Annotated in this window: 18 protein-coding genes; 11 read left to right on the top strand and 7 right to left on the bottom strand. The window is 54.2% G+C overall.

The genetic code is table 11. The features are described 5' to 3' along the window. Nucleotides 1-55: 55 nt before the first annotated feature. The 3 genes from HGO37_RS09930 (at nucleotide 56) to HGO37_RS09920 (ending at nucleotide 2,149) form a co-directional block, all read left to right on the top strand. A complete protein-coding gene (locus HGO37_RS09930) occupies nucleotides 56-661 on the top strand; it encodes a YqgE/AlgH family protein (RefSeq protein WP_250983161.1) in 606 nt (201 codons plus the stop codon). Nucleotides 662-762: 101 nt separating this feature from the next. After that, the gene (locus HGO37_RS09925; protein WP_192487186.1) at nucleotides 763-954 is read left to right on the top strand and encodes a CsbD family protein; all 192 of its coding nucleotides are present in this window, start codon (nucleotides 763-765) and stop codon (nucleotides 952-954) included. Nucleotides 955-1,060: 106 nt separating this feature from the next. Then, on the top strand, nucleotides 1,061-2,149 hold the full coding sequence (locus HGO37_RS09920; RefSeq protein ID WP_250983160.1) for a zinc-binding metallopeptidase family protein: 1,089 nt from the start codon (nucleotides 1,061-1,063) through the stop codon (nucleotides 2,147-2,149). Here the strand turns inward: HGO37_RS09920 and HGO37_RS09915 are convergent. From HGO37_RS09915 to thrC, 4 genes are read right to left on the bottom strand one after another with little or no spacing between them, the layout of a single operon-like run. Further along, a complete protein-coding gene (locus HGO37_RS09915) occupies nucleotides 2,128-5,040 on the bottom strand; it encodes a sensor domain-containing phosphodiesterase (RefSeq protein WP_192487188.1) in 2,913 nt (970 codons plus the stop codon). The two genes, HGO37_RS09920 and HGO37_RS09915, sit on opposite strands and share 22 nt — an antisense overlap. A gap of 2 nt (nucleotides 5,041-5,042) precedes the next feature. Next, the gene (locus HGO37_RS09910) at nucleotides 5,043-5,651 is read right to left on the bottom strand and encodes a GNAT family N-acetyltransferase (protein ID WP_192487189.1); all 609 of its coding nucleotides are present in this window, start codon (nucleotides 5,649-5,651) and stop codon (nucleotides 5,043-5,045) included. 51 nt (nucleotides 5,652-5,702) lie between these two features. After that, the gene (locus tag HGO37_RS09905) at nucleotides 5,703-7,001 is read right to left on the bottom strand and encodes a M16 family metallopeptidase (protein ID WP_192487190.1); all 1,299 of its coding nucleotides are present in this window, start codon (nucleotides 6,999-7,001) and stop codon (nucleotides 5,703-5,705) included. Nucleotides 7,002-7,021: 20 nt separating this feature from the next. After that, a complete protein-coding gene (thrC, locus tag HGO37_RS09900; RefSeq protein WP_250983159.1) occupies nucleotides 7,022-8,419 on the bottom strand; it encodes a threonine synthase in 1,398 nt (465 codons plus the stop codon). Nucleotides 8,420-8,659: 240 nt separating this feature from the next. Here thrC and HGO37_RS09895 point away from each other — a divergent pair, with 240 nt between their 5' ends. After that, nucleotides 8,660-9,196: a PilZ domain-containing protein gene (locus HGO37_RS09895; protein ID WP_192487856.1), complete on the top strand. Its 537-nt coding sequence runs from the start codon at nucleotides 8,660-8,662 to the stop codon at nucleotides 9,194-9,196. Nucleotides 9,197-9,294: 98 nt separating this feature from the next. Here HGO37_RS09895 and HGO37_RS09890 read toward each other — a convergent pair whose 3' ends face one another. After that, nucleotides 9,295-9,984 carry an HAD family hydrolase gene (locus HGO37_RS09890; protein WP_250983158.1) on the bottom strand — a complete coding sequence of 230 codons (690 nt, stop codon included), beginning with the start codon at nucleotides 9,982-9,984 and terminating at the stop codon, nucleotides 9,295-9,297. 113 nt (nucleotides 9,985-10,097) lie between these two features. Here HGO37_RS09890 and HGO37_RS09885 point away from each other — a divergent pair, with 113 nt between their 5' ends. The 4 genes from HGO37_RS09885 (at nucleotide 10,098) to HGO37_RS09870 (ending at nucleotide 13,302) form a co-directional block, all read left to right on the top strand. Further along, a complete protein-coding gene (locus HGO37_RS09885) occupies nucleotides 10,098-10,778 on the top strand; it encodes a GntR family transcriptional regulator (protein WP_192487193.1) in 681 nt (226 codons plus the stop codon). A gap of 180 nt (nucleotides 10,779-10,958) precedes the next feature. Next, a complete protein-coding gene (locus HGO37_RS09880) occupies nucleotides 10,959-11,534 on the top strand; it encodes a biotin transporter BioY (RefSeq protein WP_192487194.1) in 576 nt (191 codons plus the stop codon). Then, nucleotides 11,531-11,983, top strand: coding sequence for a DUF1284 domain-containing protein (locus HGO37_RS09875; protein ID WP_250983157.1), 453 nt, complete (start codon nucleotides 11,531-11,533; stop codon nucleotides 11,981-11,983). Before HGO37_RS09880 ends, HGO37_RS09875 begins: the two co-directional genes overlap by 4 nt. Before the next feature lie 173 nt (nucleotides 11,984-12,156). Further along, nucleotides 12,157-13,302: a site-specific DNA-methyltransferase gene (locus HGO37_RS09870; RefSeq protein ID WP_192487196.1), complete on the top strand. Its 1,146-nt coding sequence runs from the start codon at nucleotides 12,157-12,159 to the stop codon at nucleotides 13,300-13,302. Nucleotides 13,303-13,641: 339 nt separating this feature from the next. Here HGO37_RS09870 and HGO37_RS09865 read toward each other — a convergent pair whose 3' ends face one another. Further along, nucleotides 13,642-14,253: an HAD family hydrolase gene (locus HGO37_RS09865; protein ID WP_250983156.1), complete on the bottom strand. Its 612-nt coding sequence runs from the start codon at nucleotides 14,251-14,253 to the stop codon at nucleotides 13,642-13,644. Beyond that, on the bottom strand, nucleotides 14,250-15,353 hold the full coding sequence (mutY, locus tag HGO37_RS09860; RefSeq protein WP_250983155.1) for an A/G-specific adenine glycosylase: 1,104 nt from the start codon (nucleotides 15,351-15,353) through the stop codon (nucleotides 14,250-14,252). The genes HGO37_RS09865 and mutY overlap by 4 nt, the downstream gene beginning before the upstream one ends. 158 nt (nucleotides 15,354-15,511) lie before the next feature. Here mutY and HGO37_RS09855 point away from each other — a divergent pair, with 158 nt between their 5' ends. The 3 genes from HGO37_RS09855 to HGO37_RS09845 all read left to right on the top strand — a co-directional run bounded on the left by HGO37_RS09855 (nucleotide 15,512) and on the right by HGO37_RS09845 (nucleotide 18,087). Beyond that, the gene (locus HGO37_RS09855; protein ID WP_250983154.1) at nucleotides 15,512-16,732 is read left to right on the top strand and encodes an O-antigen ligase family protein; all 1,221 of its coding nucleotides are present in this window, start codon (nucleotides 15,512-15,514) and stop codon (nucleotides 16,730-16,732) included. Further along, nucleotides 16,713-17,234 carry a DUF721 domain-containing protein gene (locus HGO37_RS09850; RefSeq protein WP_441296625.1) on the top strand — a complete coding sequence of 174 codons (522 nt, stop codon included), beginning with the start codon at nucleotides 16,713-16,715 and terminating at the stop codon, nucleotides 17,232-17,234. Before HGO37_RS09855 ends, HGO37_RS09850 begins: the two co-directional genes overlap by 20 nt. A 172-nt stretch (nucleotides 17,235-17,406) precedes the next feature. Next, the gene (locus HGO37_RS09845; RefSeq protein WP_192487201.1) at nucleotides 17,407-18,087 is read left to right on the top strand and encodes a DsbA family protein; all 681 of its coding nucleotides are present in this window, start codon (nucleotides 17,407-17,409) and stop codon (nucleotides 18,085-18,087) included. The last annotated feature ends 50 nt before the right edge of the window (nucleotides 18,088-18,137 follow it).

The raw sequence follows: 18,137 nt of genomic DNA, 5'->3' as shown, positions 1-18,137 counted from the left end.
TTAATGAATTGGGCAAAGGGCAGGGCCGACAGTTTCCAACGATCCGGAGGTGAATATGAAGTTTTCAACTCTCATGGACAAGCGAGAACGGGGCTTTCTGGATGGGCAATTTCTCATTGCCATGCCAGCGATGAACGACGGGAATTTTGCCCGTTCAGTGATTTACATTTTTGCGCATTCCTCAGCTGGTGCAATGGGTTTCATCATTAACCGGCCACAGCAGATAACCTTTACCGACGTGTTGCTGCATTTGAACCTTATGGACAGCAACGACGCTATCATGCTGCCAAACCACACGCGGGAATTCCCGATCCAATGCGGTGGTCCGGTAGAAAGCGGCCGCGGCTTTGTTTTGCATTCCGATGACTATTCCAGTGAGTCCAGCATTCCGGTGAGCGACGAAATTTCCCTGACGGCAACGCTGGATATCGTGCGTGCCATTTCCAATGGCCGTGGACCGGATCGTGCGACGATGCTGCTTGGATATGCTGGTTGGGGGCCGGGCCAACTGGAGGAAGAAATCGTCCAGAATGGTTGGCTGAACTGCGAGGCGAATGAAGGTATGATTTTTGACCGCTCGCTCGATAACAAGTACCAGCGTGCGCTTTCATTGATGGGCATTGAGCTTTCTGCATTGTCGACTACGGCCGGGCACGCCTGATGACTCAAAATAATTCAACAGCGTTTGGAACCAGCCTGCGTCGCTGACGTTTTCTCCACGCTGCCGCTACAGACGGCAGAAAAGTTTAAAGGAGAAGTCCAATGGGTAGCATGTCTGATAAGGTTGCTGGCAAGGCAAACGAAGTCGCTGGCAAGGTGAAGCAGGGCGTTGGCAAGGCAACTGGCAACGACCAGATGCGCGCTGAAGGTGCTGTTCAGGAAACCAAAGGTAAGGTCCAGACAGCAACCGGCAAAGCAAAAGATACCGTGAAGAATGTTGTCGACCGCATGTAAACACCCCATGCTTGGCTTGCCGTGTGATCGGCAAAGCAACGTTAAGTGCAGGTAACCTTTTACCTGCACTTTTCTTTTGTTTCATTGATGCGACTGCGGGGTTGAAATGAGACTTTTTACATGCGCGACGTGCGGCCAATCCATTCATTTCGATAATAGATATTGCGTGAAATGCGGAAGCCGTCTGGCTTTCATTCCAGACATGGTTGCGCTGGAAGCTTTGCAGCCAGCTGGTGAACCGCTTTGGAGCTTGGTGTCATCTCCTGAGCGACAAGTTCGTTTCTGCGCCAATGAGGTTCACGACATCTGTAACTGGACGATCCCTGCCGAGCAGGACGGTGAGTTTTGTGAAGTCTGTAAACACAACAGACTGGTGCCCGATGCTTCGACCGCGGTTGGTCTTGAGCGCTGGAGACGTATTAGCCAAGCGCAGCGCCACCTATTCTATTCGCTTTTACGGTTGAGATTGCCTGTGCCTGACCGACTACAAGACCCGCAGAGCGGGCTGGTGTTTGATTTCCTGGTGGACGAAGTAACGCCGGATGGCAATATCATTCCCGCCATGACCGGCCATGAGGAAGGGTTGATCGCCATCCGTGCCGCTGAAGCGGATGACGCGACACGTGAGCAAGTTCGCAGCAACATGAATGAGCCCTATCGCACCATGCTCGGGCACTTCAGGCACGAGACAGGGCACTTCATTTGGAACAAGCTGGTACGTGATGCAAATCGGTTCGAAGCATTCCGCGCCGTGTTTGGCGACGAAACGCAAGACTACGCCGAAGCGCTCGAGCGCAATTACCAGAGTGGACCGCCGGAAGGTTGGCAGGAAAATTACATCAGTACCTATGCCGCCAGCCATCCCTGGGAAGACTTTGCCGAATGTTTTGCCCATTACCTGCATATCATCGACACACTGGAGACGGCTGGGTCTTTCGGCATGGCGATCGAACCTGAAGGTCACAAGGAGATGGCCGCAGAAGTTGAGTTTGATCCGTATAATGCCCGCAGTGCAGAACAGCTCGTATCCGTCTGGGTGCCGCTCAGCGTGGCGATGAACTCCATTCACCGCAGCATGGGGCAGGGAGATCTCTATCCATTTGTCGTTACACCGGTTGTTACCGCCAAGCTCCAGTTCATTCACGAACTGGTGCATGGCAATATTTCAACGGATCAGGCGCGTTTGGCTGGCTGAAAACGCTCGCGCAACAGCTTGAGTGAAGCGTCTGCATTTTCCGGTGTGCCGAAAATGAAGCTTTGGCCGTAATGGCAGTTCATGCGTGCCAGTTCGGCTGCGTCTTCTGGCGTTTCGATGCCTTCGGCCACCACATGCATTTCCAAGGCACGGGCCATCGCGATCACCGACATAAGCAGGATATTGCGCTTCTCTGTAGAATTGGCGACCAGCGCCTTGTCCAGCTTGATCGTATCGAATGGAAAGCGGGTCAGATAGGCAAGCGATGAATAACCGGTCCCGAAGTCATCAAGGGCAAGGCTCAAACCTGTGTCCTTGAGCTTGTTGAGGACAAGCCGTGCCTGCTCGGGGTTTTCCATCACGATGGATTCGGTCAGTTCCAGCTTCAACTGCTTGGGATTGCAGTGTGTGCGTGCCAGCATGCTGCGAACATCGTTGTAAAGTTCGTTGTTTAGCAACTGGGCGCTGGAGATGTTGACGGAAACAAAGATCGGCAATTTGTCGATCGCCTGTTGCCATTCCACGAGGTTGGTCGCAGCGCGCTCAAGTGCAAACATCCCGAGCTGTTCGATCAGGCCTGAGGCCTCTGCAATAGGAATGAACTCACTGGGTGGAATATTGCCGCGCTTGGGATGCTCCCAGCGCATGAGAGCCTCGAAGCCTGCAATGTCGCCATTATCCAGCCGGATGATGGGCTGATAGGCGAGGTAAAGCTCCTTTCGCTCCAATGCTCGGCGCAGGTCGCTTTCCAGCTGCAAACGGTCTGTACCGGAACTGCGGAACGCCGGACGGAACGGTTCGACACGGTTGCCGCCAGACCGTTTTGCACGGTACATGGCAAGTTCGGCGTCGCTGAGCAGTCCGGCTGCACTGTCCTGCTGATCTATCCAGGAAACCAGACCAACCGATGCCGTCAGGATGATTTCACGTCCGGCAAAGTTGATCGGCACCATGATCGCCTTGTTCACCGCATCGGCAAAATCAGCAATACGGGCCGGATCTCGTTCGGAAACGAGGATAAGGCCAAATTCATCACCACCAAGGCGGGCGAGCGTATCCTGCGGTTTAAGCAGACGGCGCAGGCGGCGGGTCAGCGCGATCAGAATATTGTCACCAGCGGCAATGCCCAGCGTATCATTGACCAGCTTGTAGCGGTCGATATCAATGGCAAGAACCGTCGGGCGGACACTGTCGCCGTCAGCGGTCAGGTTGAGGATCGATTGCAAGCGATCAAGGAAAACCTGACGGTTCGGTAGGCCGGTCAGATTATCGGTGAGTGCATCCTGCAAGAGGCGCTCCACCGAGTTTTTCTGCTCGGTAATGTCAGTAATCGTTCCCACGCAGCGAATGATTTCACCGTTGGAACCGAGAACCGGCCGAGCCCGAATCTGCAGCCAATGGAAATGACCATCTTCGGCGCGAATGCGGAATTCATGGTTGAAACGACCCTTACGGTGGTCGAGTAGCACGTCTAGCGTTGCCTTGAACCGGTCGCGGTCGTCGGGATGAAGGCGTGGCAACCAGTTGCGCGCTGCGCCATGCATGCTGCCGGGATGAAGACCCAGCTTGAGGGAAATGTCTGGCGTGGTCACGATGCGGTCACGGGTAACATCCCAGTCCCAAACGGTGTCGCCGCTGCCGGTTAGGGCAAGTGACTGGCGCTCGAGGTCTGAAAACAGGCCTTGCTGGTAGGCGCTGCCGGCAAAGGCATGCTGGATGACTGTAAAGCCGATCAACAGCACGATCAGGACAAGACCACCACCCAGCGCCGGCTGGATAATGTCATTGTCCAGTTGACCGGTAACGGTCAGCCAGCTGCCGAAAAGCCATGCAAGGATCAACGCCCATGAAGGCACCAGCAAAATGGCGCGGTCATAGCGGTTGAAGCCGAGATAAATGATCAGGGCAATACCGACGACACCGGTCAGGGCAAAGGAAATACGGGCGATACCCGACGCCACCGACGGGTCATAGATCGCAACGCCGAACAGAAGTGCCAGACCGACAACCCAAGCGAATGTCGCATAACCAAGATGGGCGTGCCACCGGTTGAGGTTGAGGTAGGTAAACAGGAAGATCACAAGGCTGGATGCGAGAGCGACCTCCGCCCCCGCGCGCCATATTCGCTGATCGCTTGAGGTCACGCTGATCAGCTTCTCAAGGAAACCGAAATCCACGCAGATATAGGCAAGAACAGCCCAGGCAAGGGCAGCCGAAGCTGGCAAAACCGATGTGCCCTTGACCACGAACAGAATGGTCAGCAGCACCGCCAACAGGCCGGCAATGCCAAGCACGATACCGCGGTAGAGTGTAAAGGCGTTGACGGTGTCCTTGTAGGCTTCCGGTTCCCACAGATAAATCTGTGGCAGTTGCGGCGTGGAAAGCTCGGCAACGAAGGTAATGACAGAACCGGGGTTCAGGGTGATGCGGAAAACGTCGGCATCCGGGCTTGGCTGACGGTCCAGCGCAAAACCTTCACTGGGGGTGATAGCGATGATGCGCTGAGAACCAAGATCCGGCCAGAATACCTTGGAATTCACCAGACGGAAATGCGGGGCAACGATAACGCGCTCAAGCTGCTCTTCGGACACGTTGGCGAGCGCAAAAACTGCCCAGTCACCCTGGTGGGCAGGAGAGCTGGCACGCACCTCGATACGGCGGCGAATACCATCGGGTCCCGGTGCGGTGGATACCTGAAAGGCTTCACCCTGATTGACATGAATATCGGTCGTGGCGGTCAGGTCCAGCGCGGTGGCATCGCGCGAAATCTTCACCGGCTCAAAGGCAGCAGCAGTCGTTGCGAAACCGGCCAGCGCCAGTAGGGCCGAAAAAAAGATGGCGATTGCTGCGATCAGCCGTGAAACTCGAAATTTTGAATACATGCCAGCCATAATCAGTCCGGTTTCCTACTGTCATGGCGACCATCAGCGATTAAGGAGAACATGGCATGATCGCGCCACTCACCATTGATCTTGAGATATTCTCGCAAGAGACCTTCCCGCTGAAAGCCGGCATTTTCGAGCAACCGGATGCTTTTGAAGTTATCTGGAATACAGGCTGCCTCAATTCGGTGCAACTGTAGCCCATTGAAGATGTAGGGTATTACCAGTCTTAATGCGGCAGACATATGACCTTGTGCCGCATATCGTTCGCCCATCCAGTATCCGATCATGCAGCTTTGCGCTGCACCTCTGCGTATGTAGCCGATTGTAAGACCGCCGAGAAGTAACATTTCGGGCTGTTTGAAAACTAGGAGCGCTACAGCGGTGCCGGAGGAGAATTCCTGGCCGTTGCGGATTACCCGCGTTCTGAAAGAACCTTCTGTTAACTCATCTGGCCGCCAAGTCGGTTCCCACGGTTGCAGAAACCGACGACTTTCAGAGCGTAGCCCGTGCCATTGCCGAAAATCCGAATATTGCGGCAGGCGCAGCAAATAGGACGAATCGCGAATTTCCGGTTTGTCGCCGTTTCGTGAGAAAAAACGCAACATGGCTCGGCTCATTCAATTCCCCGTTACGACCATCGCCTCCTGATCGTTGTCAGGGGCGTCAACCTAGGCATTTGCTTTTTTCTGTAAGTGCTGCGGTGCTGAGAGGGCAGCGGAGATATCGTCCATGGACGCGAGATTTTCCAACGGGCCGATGGCAGACAGTGTCGGAGCCTTGTCGAAGAACAGGCGTCCGGCAAGATCCGTCAATCGCTCGGTGGTGATGTCACGCAGGCGCTGCATCATCTCGTCATTGGGGATGGGCCGACCATAAAGCATCATCTGCCGTGCAATCTGTCCGGCACGGGCGGCAGGGCTTTCCTGACCCATCAGCAACTGCGCACGAATCTGGGCCCGGGCACGCTCGATTTCCTGATTGTGGATTTTATCAGAAGACTTGCGAAGCTCCTCCAGAATAACTGGAACCAGTTCCGGCAGATCGTTTGCGCCTGTTGCTGCGTGGATGCCGAAAATGCCGGTATCGGAAAAGCCCCAGTGGAACGCATAAACCGAATAACACAGACCGCGATATTCGCGCACTTCCTGAAACAGTCGCGAAGACATTCCGCCGCCCAGAATATTGGCGAGAATTTGCGAGCAGTAGAAATCACGGGCGTGGTAGGCTTTGCCTTCAAAACCGAGCAACACCTGCGCATCCATCAGGTCGCGCGTTTCGCGGATTTCACCGCCGGTGTAGATCGCCTTCTGCATGACAGGCAGCGCATTCGGTGTCTGCGGCAGGCTGGAGAAGCGCTGCTCGACCTGCTTGACAAATGTTTCGTGGTCAACGCCACCGGCAGCAACGACGAAAATACGGTCCGTCGTGTAGTTGCGGGAAAGATATGCGCGAATTTGTGAGGTGGTAAACGACTGGACCGTCTCAGGTGTGCCAAGAATTGGCCGGCCGATGGTCTGATCTTTATAGGCAACGCCGGAAAAATTATCGAAGATCACGTCATCGGGAGTGTCGGTGGCAGCGCCGATTTCCTGCAGAATGACGTTTTTCTCGCGCTCCAGCTCGTCTTCCTCAAACGAGGATTCTGTCAGGATATCAGCCAGAATGTCCACTGCGAGCGGGACATCGTCCTTCAGGACGCGGGCGTAATAGGAGGTGGTCTCTGTCGATGTTGCGGCGTTGACTTCACCGCCTACGTTTTCAATCTCTTCCGCAATCTGGCGGGCTGTGCGTCTCGCCGTGCCCTTGAATGCCATGTGCTCAAGAAGGTGAGCAATGCCATGCTCATTATCGGTTTCATTGCGTGAACCCGATTTGATCCAAACCCCGAGGGCCACACTCTCAATGTGTGGCATGCGCTCGGTTACGACCGTCAACCCGGACGCAAGCCGGGTTACTTGAACATTCATTTTAACGTCTTTCCGCGTCTCTATTCCTTGGCGCGCGCATGTTTGCCGATAAAGGTTTCAACGGCTTTAAGGTCGGCCTCAAGAATTTCGAAACGCTCCTCCCGGTTCATAAGATCAGCGAGCCATGATGGAAGGGCCGGATCGATTGCGCAAGCGGATTTTACAGCCGCCGGAAATTTTGCTGGATGAGCAGTGGCCAGCGTAACCATCGGGCTGCGTGGCTTTTCATGCTTTTTCGCCACAAAAACGCCGGTTGCTGTGTGCGGATCCAGCAAATAGCCAGTTTCCTGCAGGGTGTCGCGAATGGTTGCTGCAACCTGCTTTTCGGTTGCACGGCCTGCGCGGAAGTCGCGACGAATAAACTTCATAGTTTCTTCTGGAATTTCAAAAGAGCCGGACTGCTTGAGACCATCCATGGAATTGCGCACGGCACGCGCATCGCGGTCATAGGCTTCAAACAGCAGGCGCTCGAAGTTCGAGGAAATCTGGATATCCATCGAAGGCGAGGTGGTCGCCTTCACGCCACGCATTTCATAACGGCCAGTCTTCAGCGTGCGCGCCAGAATGTCGTTGTCGTTTGTGGCGATGACCAGACGATCGATTGGCAGGCCCATTTTCTTGGCGACGTAGCCTGCGAAAATGTCACCGAAGTTGCCTGTTGGTACGGTGAAGGACACTTTGCGATCCGGAGAGCCCAGCGTCAGTGCCGAAGTGAAATAATAAACCACCTGCGCCATGATGCGCGCCCAGTTAATGGAATTGACGCCGGACAGTTTGACGGTGTCGCGGAACTTGGCGTCATTGAACATTTCTTTGACGAGATTCTGGCAGTCGTCGAAATTGCCGTGAACGGCAATGGCGTGCACGTTCGATGCGGTCGAACTGGTCATCTGGCGCTGCTGCACTGGCGAAACCTTGCCGTGCGGGAAGAGGATGAAGATGTCTGTACGTTCGCGGCCGGCAAACGCGTCGATTGCGGCGCCACCAGTGTCGCCGGATGTGGCGCCAACAATAGTCGCTCTTTGATCGCGCTGCGTAAGGGCGTAATCCATCAGGCGACCGATCAGCTGCATGGCGACGTCCTTGAACGCCAGCGTCGTGCCGTGGAAAAGTTCAAGCACGTAGGAGTTGGGACCGGTCTGCACCAGCGGAGCAACGGCTGGATGTTTGAACGTGGCGTAGGCCTCGTCTATCATCGCGCGGAAATCATCAGCCGGAATTTCGCCGCCTGTAAAACGGTAAAGCACTTCAAAGGCGATTTCCTGATAGGACTTTCCGCGCAGCGCACGAATTTCCTTTTTGCTCATCGACGGCCATTTACGCGGCACATACAGCCCGCCGTCGCGTGCCAGACCGGCAAGCAATACATCGCAAAAACCCAGCGAAGGGGCTTCGCCCCTGGTCGAAACATATTCCACGAGATGGTCCCTTGTCGTAAGCAGTCAGGTCGCCGAAGCAAAACAGATATGGTGGTATTCAGTGATGCTGAGGAAAATTCAAGCAAATCCGAACAGGCCAATCGATTTTTTCCGACGTCGCTGCTATAGACCATCGCCAACTGGCGTGAAAGGCCGTTAAACAGGTTCTCCGGTACACCTCGGAGGCAGTGTAGAGGATTGAACAGAGTGTCAGGTCATATTTTGCGTTTATCCGCCGCCATGTCGCTGCTGGCTATCGTTGCCGGATGCAACTCTTCCAGCCCATCGGAAGCGCTCGGCATCGGCGAAACCGGCGGCAGTGCAACCCCGGCAGCCGCAGCTGTTACGCCGGTTGTGCAGGCAAACTGCCCCAAGGTAACGGTTCTCGATAGCAATGCCGTGCATCGCGTTTATGCGCGCGGCGCCAAGGATAATCCGGAACAACTGGTTTATCAGGCGTCATTGGCTGACAGCACCCGCGCCTGCACGATGAACATGGACACATTGACTGTGAATGTTTTGGTGCAGGGCCGAATCGTTCCCGGTCCACAGGCAAAGCCAGGTGCGGTGACATTGCCAATTCGCGTCTCTGTAAAAGATGGCGACGGTGAAATTTTCTCCGAGGTAACGCAGTTCCCGGTCAATATTGCGGCTGATGGTGGCGCACAGTTCATCTTCAACAATGACCATGTTGCCATTCCAAATGGCCCTGGCGGCGCACCAAAGACTGTAAACGTCTTCGTCGGCTTCGATGATGGTGTGAAAAAGAAGAAGTAACGACTGGCTGGCCCGTCAGCGTAAATCTGCTTTAGTCGGGTGGCAAGGTTTTGAAAAATGGGCGGAAGAACAACGTGTTCCTCCGCCCATTTTCTTTATCAGGAAATGCCGCCCCAATCGGACAGCGCTGCAACGACAGCCGGCAGGTCCATCATGCGGGCGATGACGGTTTCTGCGCCCGCATCGGTCAGCTTGTCAGCGTGGCTTGGGTAGGTGTGCGAGGCGCCGGTAAAGCCGATAACACGCATGCCAGCCGCTTTTGCCGCATGAACGCCGTGAACGGAATCCTCGACAACAACGGTCTTGGATGGCGAGACATTAAACTGGCTGGCGCCGTGCAGGAAAATATCCGGTTTCGGTTTTACCCTGTCCGGACCAAGGTCTTTGGCCGAATAGATATGCGGATCGAAATAAGGCTTCAGGCCGACTTTGGTCAGCATCATGTCCAGACGCTTGCTGCTGGAATTGGAGCAAATGCAGCGCTGCAGCGTCAGGCGCGCCAGCGCAAACTTGACGCCTTCGATGACTTTGACGTCGCGCTGTAGGCGGGCATCCAGCAGCTTTTCCGATTTGTCGAGCAGCGATGCCGACAGCGGTATGCTTGCTTCACGCTCAACAGCCAGCAGAATATTGTGCCATGTCATGCCGGCAAAACGTTCGCCCATCTCTTCCACGGTAATCGGATAGCCTGCATCTGTCAGAAGTGCGGATTCGACCTGCGCGGCAATGATTTCGGAATCGACCAGCACGCCGTCACAGTCAAAAATGATAAGGTCGAAGGCGCTCATCTGCGCTCCTTTCAGAATAACAAATCGCGGCGCTTTTAGACCATGCGGCGGTTAAGCTCAACCTGCTTGCTTTTGTTGCTCGACAAGCTCTGCACCGCATTCTATGGGAAAGCATGGCTCCTAAAGAACCCCGCAAGCCGGATGATACAATCGCGGCGCGTATCGCACGCAGTCTCGGCGACCGGATCGTTCGTGGTGAATTGTCGCCGGGTGAGCGGCTGCGGCAGGATCATATTGCTGAAGAGTTCGGTGCCAGTCACGTCCCTGTGCGTGAGGCTTTTCGGAGGCTTGAAGCGCAAGGGCTTGCCATCAGCCTGCCGCGACGCGGCGTAAGGGTTGCAGATTTCGGTCTGAACGAAGTCCGCGAAGTTGCTGAAATGCGCGCGGCTCTCGAGGTTCTGGCCTTGCGACACGCCATTCCGCACATGACTGCCGCCATTCTTGATGAGGCTGAGGCCGCAACGGCCGAAGGCGACAGCGCGGCGGATGTGCGAAGCTGGGAGGCGGCAAACCGGCGCTTTCACCGGTTGATCATAACGCCTTGCGGCATGCCGCGATTGCTTGAAACGATCGACGGGCTGCATGCGGCGAGCGCGCGTTTCCTGTTTTCCGCTTGGCGTGCCGGATGGGAGCGCCGTACAGACCATGACCATCGCGCTATCCTGAATGCCTTGCGTTCTGGCAGGGGAGAGGAAGCTGTGCGTATTCTCGATGGTCACGTGCAATGGATTGGCCGAACCGCAATACGCACACCAGCCGGCTCCACGAAGGATGCCTTTGCTATCGTCGGATAAAATTATAGATAATTTTATTTCCGCGTAATTCACTGTAAATAAAGCCATTTATTGAAATATCTCCACAGCCTCCTGGTGAAGGTGCGTGCTATTTTTCAAGTTTTGAAGATTCCATTTGGTTCTTGGACGGTTTGATCCTTATAAATTCAGAATTATCTATAATTTTGAAAAGGAAAGATAATGTCAGGAAAGGTATCTGCTTTGAACGGTCGACTTATCGATAATCTCGAAAAGACTCTGTTTGGGAAAGTCGTCCTCGTGGTTGCCGGCACGCTGGTGTTGGCAATCGCATCACAGATTTCGGTGCCCATGGTCCCTGTGCCAATCACCATGCAGACATTTGCTGTGACGATGATTGGAGCGCTTTATGGATGGCGATTGGGCGGGCTGACAGTTTTGGCATGGCTCGCTGAGGCGATGGTCGGTTTTCCCGTTCTTGCCGAGTTCAAGTCGGGCATTGCACCCTTCATGGGGCCGACCGCAGGATACCTCGTGGCATTTCCGCTAATGGCGATATTTGTCGGTTTCCTCACTGAAAAGGGCATATCGGCCAATCGGTTGTTTGCCGGCTTTTCATTGCACCTTGCCGCGAACCTGCTTTGCCTGCTCTTGGGATGGATGTGGCTGGCACAGGTGATCGGCGCTGAAAAAGCCTGGATCGCCGGTGTTGTACCATTCCTGATCGGCGCGGTCCTTAAATCTGCTCTGGCAGCAACGCTGCTCAAGGCAACCATAGGCCGGGTAAAGACATCTTGAGTATACGTCTGCGCGGGCATCATCTGCTCTGCATGTTGACCTTTGTCGGTGAGGGCTACACAGTGGCCTTCACCGATAATTATCGCAAAATCGCCAAACGGCTGTCTTCCGGTGAGACAATCGAGCTTGTCGATGGGCCAGACGATATATGCCAACCCTTGCTCTGCAGTCAGGGCGCGCATTGTTACAAGGAAAGTGTCGTGCAGCGCGATATTGCTGCACTGGGCGCGGTCGGGCGGTTGCTTGGGAAAACACTGGTGATTGGTGATACGCTCGAACCCGACCACGTGTTTCTGTCACGTTTGCGGTTGGCATTTTCACACAATTCGATTCGCAAAGCCTGCCATGATTGCGAATGGAGTTCGCTTTGCGACAAGGTTGCCGCCTCCGGTTTCAAGGGCGTGAAAATCATCTCTGAAACCGTCGAACCCGCTGCGTGCCATGGTTAATGGCACGCTCGCTTCTTCTATTTGTCACACTGCGATGACCAACTGAATACAAATGAAATAATGCTTTTTTGTCAGATATTTGCGTTTTTCTGCGCCGCATTCAGTCTTTGATAACCATCTTCGGTAACCATAGGCATCAGTTCAGTTCGAGTAAGCGTATGGAGCGAGTACCGATGGCATCAGTTTATCCGCTGGCCGATTTTCGGCGTGCCGGTTTTGATCGTGCAGGGCAGGAGGATGCCTGGAAAGACAGCATCATAAAGGGCGATTGCGTAGCAGCTCTTGAAGCATTGCCGAGCCAGTCGGTCGATGCGATTTTTGCCGATCCACCCTATAATCTTCAGCTTGGCGGCACACTGCATCGTCCGGATCAGTCTGTTGTCGACGCCGTTGACAATGACTGGGACCAGTTCGCTTCGTTTGAGGCTTATGATGCTTTTACACGTGCATGGCTTCTCGCCTGCCGCCGTGTTTTGAAGCCCAATGGCACGATCTGGGTTATTGGCTCCTACCACAATATTTTCCGCGTCGGTGCGATGTTGCAGGATCTCAACTTCTGGCTCCTCAACGATATCGTCTGGCGCAAAACCAACCCGATGCCGAACTTCAAGGGTCGCCGGTTCCAGAACGCACATGAAACCATGATCTGGGCCAGCCGCGATTCCAAGGCCAAAGGCTATACCTTCAACTACGAAGCGCTGAAGGCATCTAACGATGACGTGCAGATGCGTTCCGATTGGCTGTTCCCGATCTGCAGCGGGCATGAGCGCCTGAAAGGCGAAGACGGCAAGAAGGTTCATCCGACGCAGAAGCCGGAAGCATTGCTGGCGCGTGTCATCATGTCCTCGACCAAGCCGGGCGATATCATTCTCGATCCATTCTTCGGTTCTGGTACCACCGGTGCCGTTGCCAAGCGTTTGGGACGCCATTTCGTCGGCATTGAGCGTGAACAGGATTACATTGATGCAGCTTCCGCTCGCATCGCTTCGGTAGAGCCGCTGGGTAAAGCCGAATTGACGGTTATGACTGGCAAGCGTGCTGAACCACGTGTCGCGTTCAATACGCTGCTTGAAAGTGGACTTGTTCGTCCAGGCCAGGTTCTGACCGATGTGAAGCGCCGTTATAGCGCCATTATTCGTGCGGATGGTACGATTGCTTCAGGCGGTGATGCGGGCTCAATTCACCGGCTTGGAGCCAAGGTGCAAGGGCTGGATGCCTGCAATGGTTGGATGTTCTGGCACTTTGAAGATGGTGCTGACCTCAAGCCTATCGATGAATTGAGAAGTGTCATTCGTTCTGAACTGGCAAAGGTAGAATAAACGATCCACCGCCGCGCCTGTCTGCCAGTTTCTCTTTCCGGTGTAAGTACCTCTAGTCCCGGAAGGAGATGAACGGCCCCCGAAGCGAAAGCCTCGGGGGCCGCTCTGTTTATAAGCTATTTCTGTATAGTGCTGAAATGTCGGTCATATAAGTATTGCTTTAGATAACAAAACCATGACAGTTTCACACAAGCCTGTGTCTTTATCTATGTTTTCAGAGGAGACATGGCGAGTTGCGAAAGCATAAACGTCTCACGCATGAATTCTGAAATCCTGCCGTTTACGGCTGGACTGACGCAGGTGGGAGACCGCCATTTCCTGCCTGCGTCAGATATTCGCTCACAGCACGCCGTGCGCTTTCAAATCTACTCTCAGCTTTTCAATGCCGGTAAAATGCACTGCCTGCCATCCGGCCTTGCGTGCGCCTTCGACGTTTGGATAGGAATCGTCGATAAACAATGTGGCCGAAGGCTCCAGATTAAAAGCCTTGTGATGTGTTTCGTAAATCGCGACATCGGGCTTTATCAATCCAACATCGCCGGAAACGGTGACCCCACGTGGCCGTTTCAAAAATGGGTAAATTTCCTGCGCCTGCCGGAATGTGTCCGACGCAAAGTTGGTCAGCATCGTCACGTCACGACCGTCCTCGATCAGTCCAAGCATGATCGCAACGGAATCGTCATAGGCGTGCGATACCATATCATGCCAGTTTTCGCGAAACGCACGGATATGTGCTTCTTTTTCCGGATGCTCTGCAATCAGCAACGCTTCAGCATCCTGCCAGGTACGACCTCTGTCCTGCTCCAGATTCCAATCATGCGTACATACATTCTCGAAAAACCACTGGCGCTCTTCCTTGTTGGGAATGATGCGGCTGTAGGGAATGTCAGGATCGTAGTGGATGAGTACTTTGCCAATATCGAAAACAATATGCCGAATAGTCTGGGTCATGCAGAGGTCCTGTTATGATCGAAAGCAAACGGAATAGCCTGTTTGATCGCTTTTTTCATGACTGTTGGCAGTGCTTGTGCATCAAGATTTGTGACTGGCTCCCACCATCCGTCATTGACATGATTTTCGCTGTCGGGAGGAATTTTTGCCCGGTAGATCGAAAGTCTCAATTCAAAATGGGTAAAGACATGCACGATTGCGCCTGCGGCCTCCCAGTCCGCTGGCAACGGTGCTTCTTCGGTGCCGGTCGTGCCGTCGATCCGCGCAGTCCAACCCGTTGTTGGCACTTCTGTCATGCCACCCAGCAAGCCGCTTTCAATCCGCCGCCGCAACAGGATTTCGCCGTTGTCATTGACAGCAATAAAGGCCGCACCTAGCCGCACCGGTTTTTGTTTTTTGGGTGCCTTGACCGGAAAACGCTCCGGATTGTCAGTGGCAAGCGCCAGACAGTGCTCGTTGAACGGACAGAGTGCACAGGCCGGACGCTTCGGCGTACAGATAGTAGCACCCAGATCCATCATCGCTTGCGCAAAATCGCCGGGACGGCCGGCCGGCGTCAGCGCAACGACCTTCGCTTTCATGGCCGGTTTTGAAGATGGCAATGGCGCGTCGATGACAAAGAGCCGCGAGATAACACGCTCGACGTTACCGTCCATCACGGCAGCCTGCCGATTAAAGGCAATCGCTGCGACGGCGGCAGCGGTATAATCACCAATACCGGGCAGGGCTCTCAAGCCATCTTCAGTGTCCGGAAATATACCGGCATGGTCACGGGCAACGGTTTCGGCGCATTTCCGCAAATTACGCGCACGTGCGTAGTAACCGAGCCCGGCCCAAGCGGCCATCACATCGTCAACCGGTGCATCAGCCAGATCGGTAACGGTTGGCCAGGCGGCCAGGAATTTTGCGAAATAGGGTTTTACCGCCTGCACGGTTGTCTGCTGCAACATCACCTCAGACAGCCAAACGTGATAAGGGTTAGCGGTGACACCTTTTGCTGCCATGGCAGGGGATGTCCGCCAGGGGAGTTCCCTGTGATGCCTGTCATACCATCGCAATAGCAGGTCGGATAATGCTGGACGGTCGTTCGTGAGGAGCATTGCACCTTTTCCGCGATATTTATGTCACGCGACACCCCCGGTGGAAACTATTTTCAACGGAAAAGCATGGGTATGTCACTGGTAATGGCGCATTCTTTAAACTATGCCAACCATCTCATATAGGGCCATGCAAACCTTAGTCAATGAAAGTGGAATTGATGAAGCCTCTGTCAATGAATGCAAACAACCATGTGTTCATTTTTGCCGTGGCGGCCTTGGCAGGTGTCGGCGGCTCGGTCACGACGATCCTGTTGATCGCCTCCATTGTCTGGGCGATTGTTTCTCTTTCTCTGAAACGTTTTCCGCCAGCCTTTTCCAGCCAGGATCTTTTCCTGATTATACCGGCCATCGTCTACGTTTTGGTGCAGCTACTCGCCATGCTCATCAATTCGGATACCGGTTTGATGCCTGTATTGCGCAAGCTGGCACCATTGCTGCCGTTCTTGCTGTTCTGGCTGATGCTGCCGCGTCTGCGCATTACGTCAGGAAGGACCCTTTTTGAGAGTTTTGTCCTGGGTGCTGCGATCTGTGGCATCATCGCTTTGCCCATTGCCATGTGGCAGGGCGTTATTCTGCGGACTCGTGCAGAGGGCGGAGCGGGTAACGCGCTGCCATTTGCCCTGATTTGCGCCCTGTTTTCAGTGCTTGCATTGTTGAACCTGCTGTCTGAGGTCAAATGGCGCAAGATTGTTGGTTTCATTGGCTTTGTGGCTGGCTTCGTCTGTCTGCTGCTGTCTCAGTCACGCGGCATGTTGCCGGCAACCGTCCTTGCTATCGCTTTGTTCGCAATGTTTTTCCCGGCCACTATCAAGCCGTGGCTGAATATCAAGGGTGCGCTTATTCTGGCTGTTGTTGCCGTGATCATCGTTTGCTTCGGCATCAGCAGTGCCGACAGAATTCGCGATACCATTGCCTACATGACCAGTGAAAATGCCACTGCAACCGACACATCATACAGTGTCCGGATGGACTTATGGAAATATGGCCTTGAGCTGGTTCAGCAGAACCCGGTTTTTGGTTATGGTGTTCAAAACAGACGTGTGCTGATTGAACAGACCGGACTGCAGTTCACCCACTTCCACAATGGTTTTCTGACGGCGATGGTTGATTCAGGTATCGTCGGTTTCCTGTCTTTGGTTGCGTTGCTCTGCGCACCGCTTCTGGCCGCGATCAATGCCGCTCGTGATGATTTTTATCGCCAGCGCCTGTTTGTCGCTATCGTTTTGACTGCTACATATGTGGTTGGCGGCATGACGAACTTCATCTTCGGCCACGATATCTACGACAGTATTTTCCTGTGGTCGGCGCTGGTTATTTTTGTCACTCTGCCAGTCACAACTGAAGAGAACACGAAGGGAAATGTGCGTGGCACCGTTTAAGGGACGCAGACCATCTGTTGTCCAGATATCGGAAGTAGCCAACGGTATCATCGACCCGGTGCTGGCGCGCCGGGCAGGGATCAGCACCGCCCTGCTTGGTTCCTGGGATGAAATTGCCGGTGAAGATTTTGCCGACTGCACCCGTCCTGAAAAAATTGCCTGGCCGCAACGCGACGATGCATCCGACGGCAGCGGTTATCAACCCGGTGTTCTGACGATTGCCTGCGAAGGCGCACGTGCGCTTTTCCTGACCCATGCGCAAGGTGAACTGATTGCCCGTATCAACGGATTTTTCGGTTATCCCGCCGTGCGCCAGATCCGTATTGTGCAAAAGCCCGTTTCGCAGGCGATACTGCGCAAGAAAAAACCGCAGCCATTAAAGGGAGACGCCGCGAAGCGTCTTCACGACATGATGGAAGGTATTGAAAGCGAACAGCTTCGCAAGGCGGTGGAGCGATTGGGCACCGCAGTGTTGCAGAAACCTGCGCGCGGACGTTCTTGATCAACGGCAATAGTGTCGGAAAATACTTCCGAATGTGCACTGATATTTTAGCGAAACGAGCTTTGGTCACAATTCTTTGACAATAAGAATGAGAATGGCTGCTTGTTATGAACAGGCCGCCGCGATATCGGAAATACAGACATATCGAGTCTTCACACGAACAGGTGCTTCAATGCCTTCTTCCGAACTTACCATGACCCGCCGTAATCTTCTTGGCAGCGTTGCTTTGGCAGCGGTTTGCGTAACCTTGCCGATTTCGCTGGTTGCGGATTACGCAAGCGCGCAGGAACTGCCGCAATCCATTGGCGATGTGGACATGACGGAAGTGCTCAAGCCTGGCCCTCTGCCAGACAAGGCGCTTGGTGATGCCAACGCACCAGTCAAGATCGTGGAATACATGTCCATGACTTGCCCGCATTGCGCAAACTTCCACAACAACACCTTCGACAAGATCAAGGAAAAGTACATCGACTCCGGTAAGGTGTACTTCGTTATCCGCGAATTCCCGTTCGATCCGCGTGCTGCTGCGGCCTTTATGCTGGCCCGTTGCGCTCCTGAAAACCAGTATTACCCATTCGTCTCCATGCTGTTTAAGCAGCAGCAGACATGGGCGACAGCACAGGATGCACGCGCCGCATTGCTGCAAATGTCGAAACTTGCCGGTTTTTCACAGGAGAGCTTCGAAGCCTGCTTGACGAACCAGAAGCTTCTGGATGATGTGAACGCAACGATGCAGCGTGGTGCTGGCGAGTTTGGTGTAAACTCTACGCCAACCTTCATCATCAACGGCAAGAAGTATGCTGGAGACATGTCGCTTGAATCCATGTCGGCCCTTATCGACAGCCTTAGCTAAACGACGTTCCATTCAAATGACGGGCGGCGGATCATTCCGTTCGCCCGTTT

It is taken from the genome of Rhizobium sp. CG4 (assembly GCF_023701965.1).
GTDB lineage: Bacteria > Pseudomonadota > Alphaproteobacteria > Rhizobiales > Rhizobiaceae > Agrobacterium.
This window is presented reverse-complemented; position numbering and strand designations above follow the sequence as displayed.

What these genes read in the sequence shown, in the direction of transcription:
- HGO37_RS09870 (WP_192487196.1), top strand. Translation starts at nt 12,157, where the DNA reads ATGGCATCAGTTTATCCGCTGGCCGATTTTCGGCGTGCCGGTTTTGAT.
- HGO37_RS09890 (WP_250983158.1), bottom strand. Translation starts at nt 9,984, where the DNA reads ATGAGCGCCTTCGACCTTATCATTTTTGACTGTGACGGCGTGCTGGTC.
- HGO37_RS09915 (WP_192487188.1), bottom strand. Translation starts at nt 5,040, where the DNA reads ATGGCTGGCATGTATTCAAAATTTCGAGTTTCACGGCTGATCGCAGCA.
- HGO37_RS09905 (WP_192487190.1), bottom strand. Translation starts at nt 7,001, where the DNA reads ATGAATGTTCAAGTAACCCGGCTTGCGTCCGGGTTGACGGTCGTAACC.
- HGO37_RS09930 (WP_250983161.1), top strand. Translation starts at nt 56, where the DNA reads ATGAAGTTTTCAACTCTCATGGACAAGCGAGAACGGGGCTTTCTGGAT.
- HGO37_RS09910 (WP_192487189.1), bottom strand. Translation starts at nt 5,651, where the DNA reads ATGAGCCGAGCCATGTTGCGTTTTTTCTCACGAAACGGCGACAAACCG.
- HGO37_RS09855 (WP_250983154.1), top strand. Translation starts at nt 15,512, where the DNA reads ATGAAGCCTCTGTCAATGAATGCAAACAACCATGTGTTCATTTTTGCC.
- mutY (WP_250983155.1), bottom strand. Translation starts at nt 15,353, where the DNA reads ATGCTCCTCACGAACGACCGTCCAGCATTATCCGACCTGCTATTGCGA.
- HGO37_RS09920 (WP_250983160.1), top strand. Translation starts at nt 1,061, where the DNA reads ATGAGACTTTTTACATGCGCGACGTGCGGCCAATCCATTCATTTCGAT.
- HGO37_RS09880 (WP_192487194.1), top strand. Translation starts at nt 10,959, where the DNA reads ATGTCAGGAAAGGTATCTGCTTTGAACGGTCGACTTATCGATAATCTC.
- HGO37_RS09865 (WP_250983156.1), bottom strand. Translation starts at nt 14,253, where the DNA reads ATGACCCAGACTATTCGGCATATTGTTTTCGATATTGGCAAAGTACTC.
- HGO37_RS09850 (WP_441296625.1), top strand. Translation starts at nt 16,713, where the DNA reads ATGTGCGTGGCACCGTTTAAGGGACGCAGACCATCTGTTGTCCAGATA.
- HGO37_RS09885 (WP_192487193.1), top strand. Translation starts at nt 10,098, where the DNA reads ATGGCTCCTAAAGAACCCCGCAAGCCGGATGATACAATCGCGGCGCGT.
- HGO37_RS09895 (WP_192487856.1), top strand. Translation starts at nt 8,660, where the DNA reads ATGTCGCTGCTGGCTATCGTTGCCGGATGCAACTCTTCCAGCCCATCG.
- HGO37_RS09925 (WP_192487186.1), top strand. Translation starts at nt 763, where the DNA reads ATGGGTAGCATGTCTGATAAGGTTGCTGGCAAGGCAAACGAAGTCGCT.
- HGO37_RS09845 (WP_192487201.1), top strand. Translation starts at nt 17,407, where the DNA reads ATGCCTTCTTCCGAACTTACCATGACCCGCCGTAATCTTCTTGGCAGC.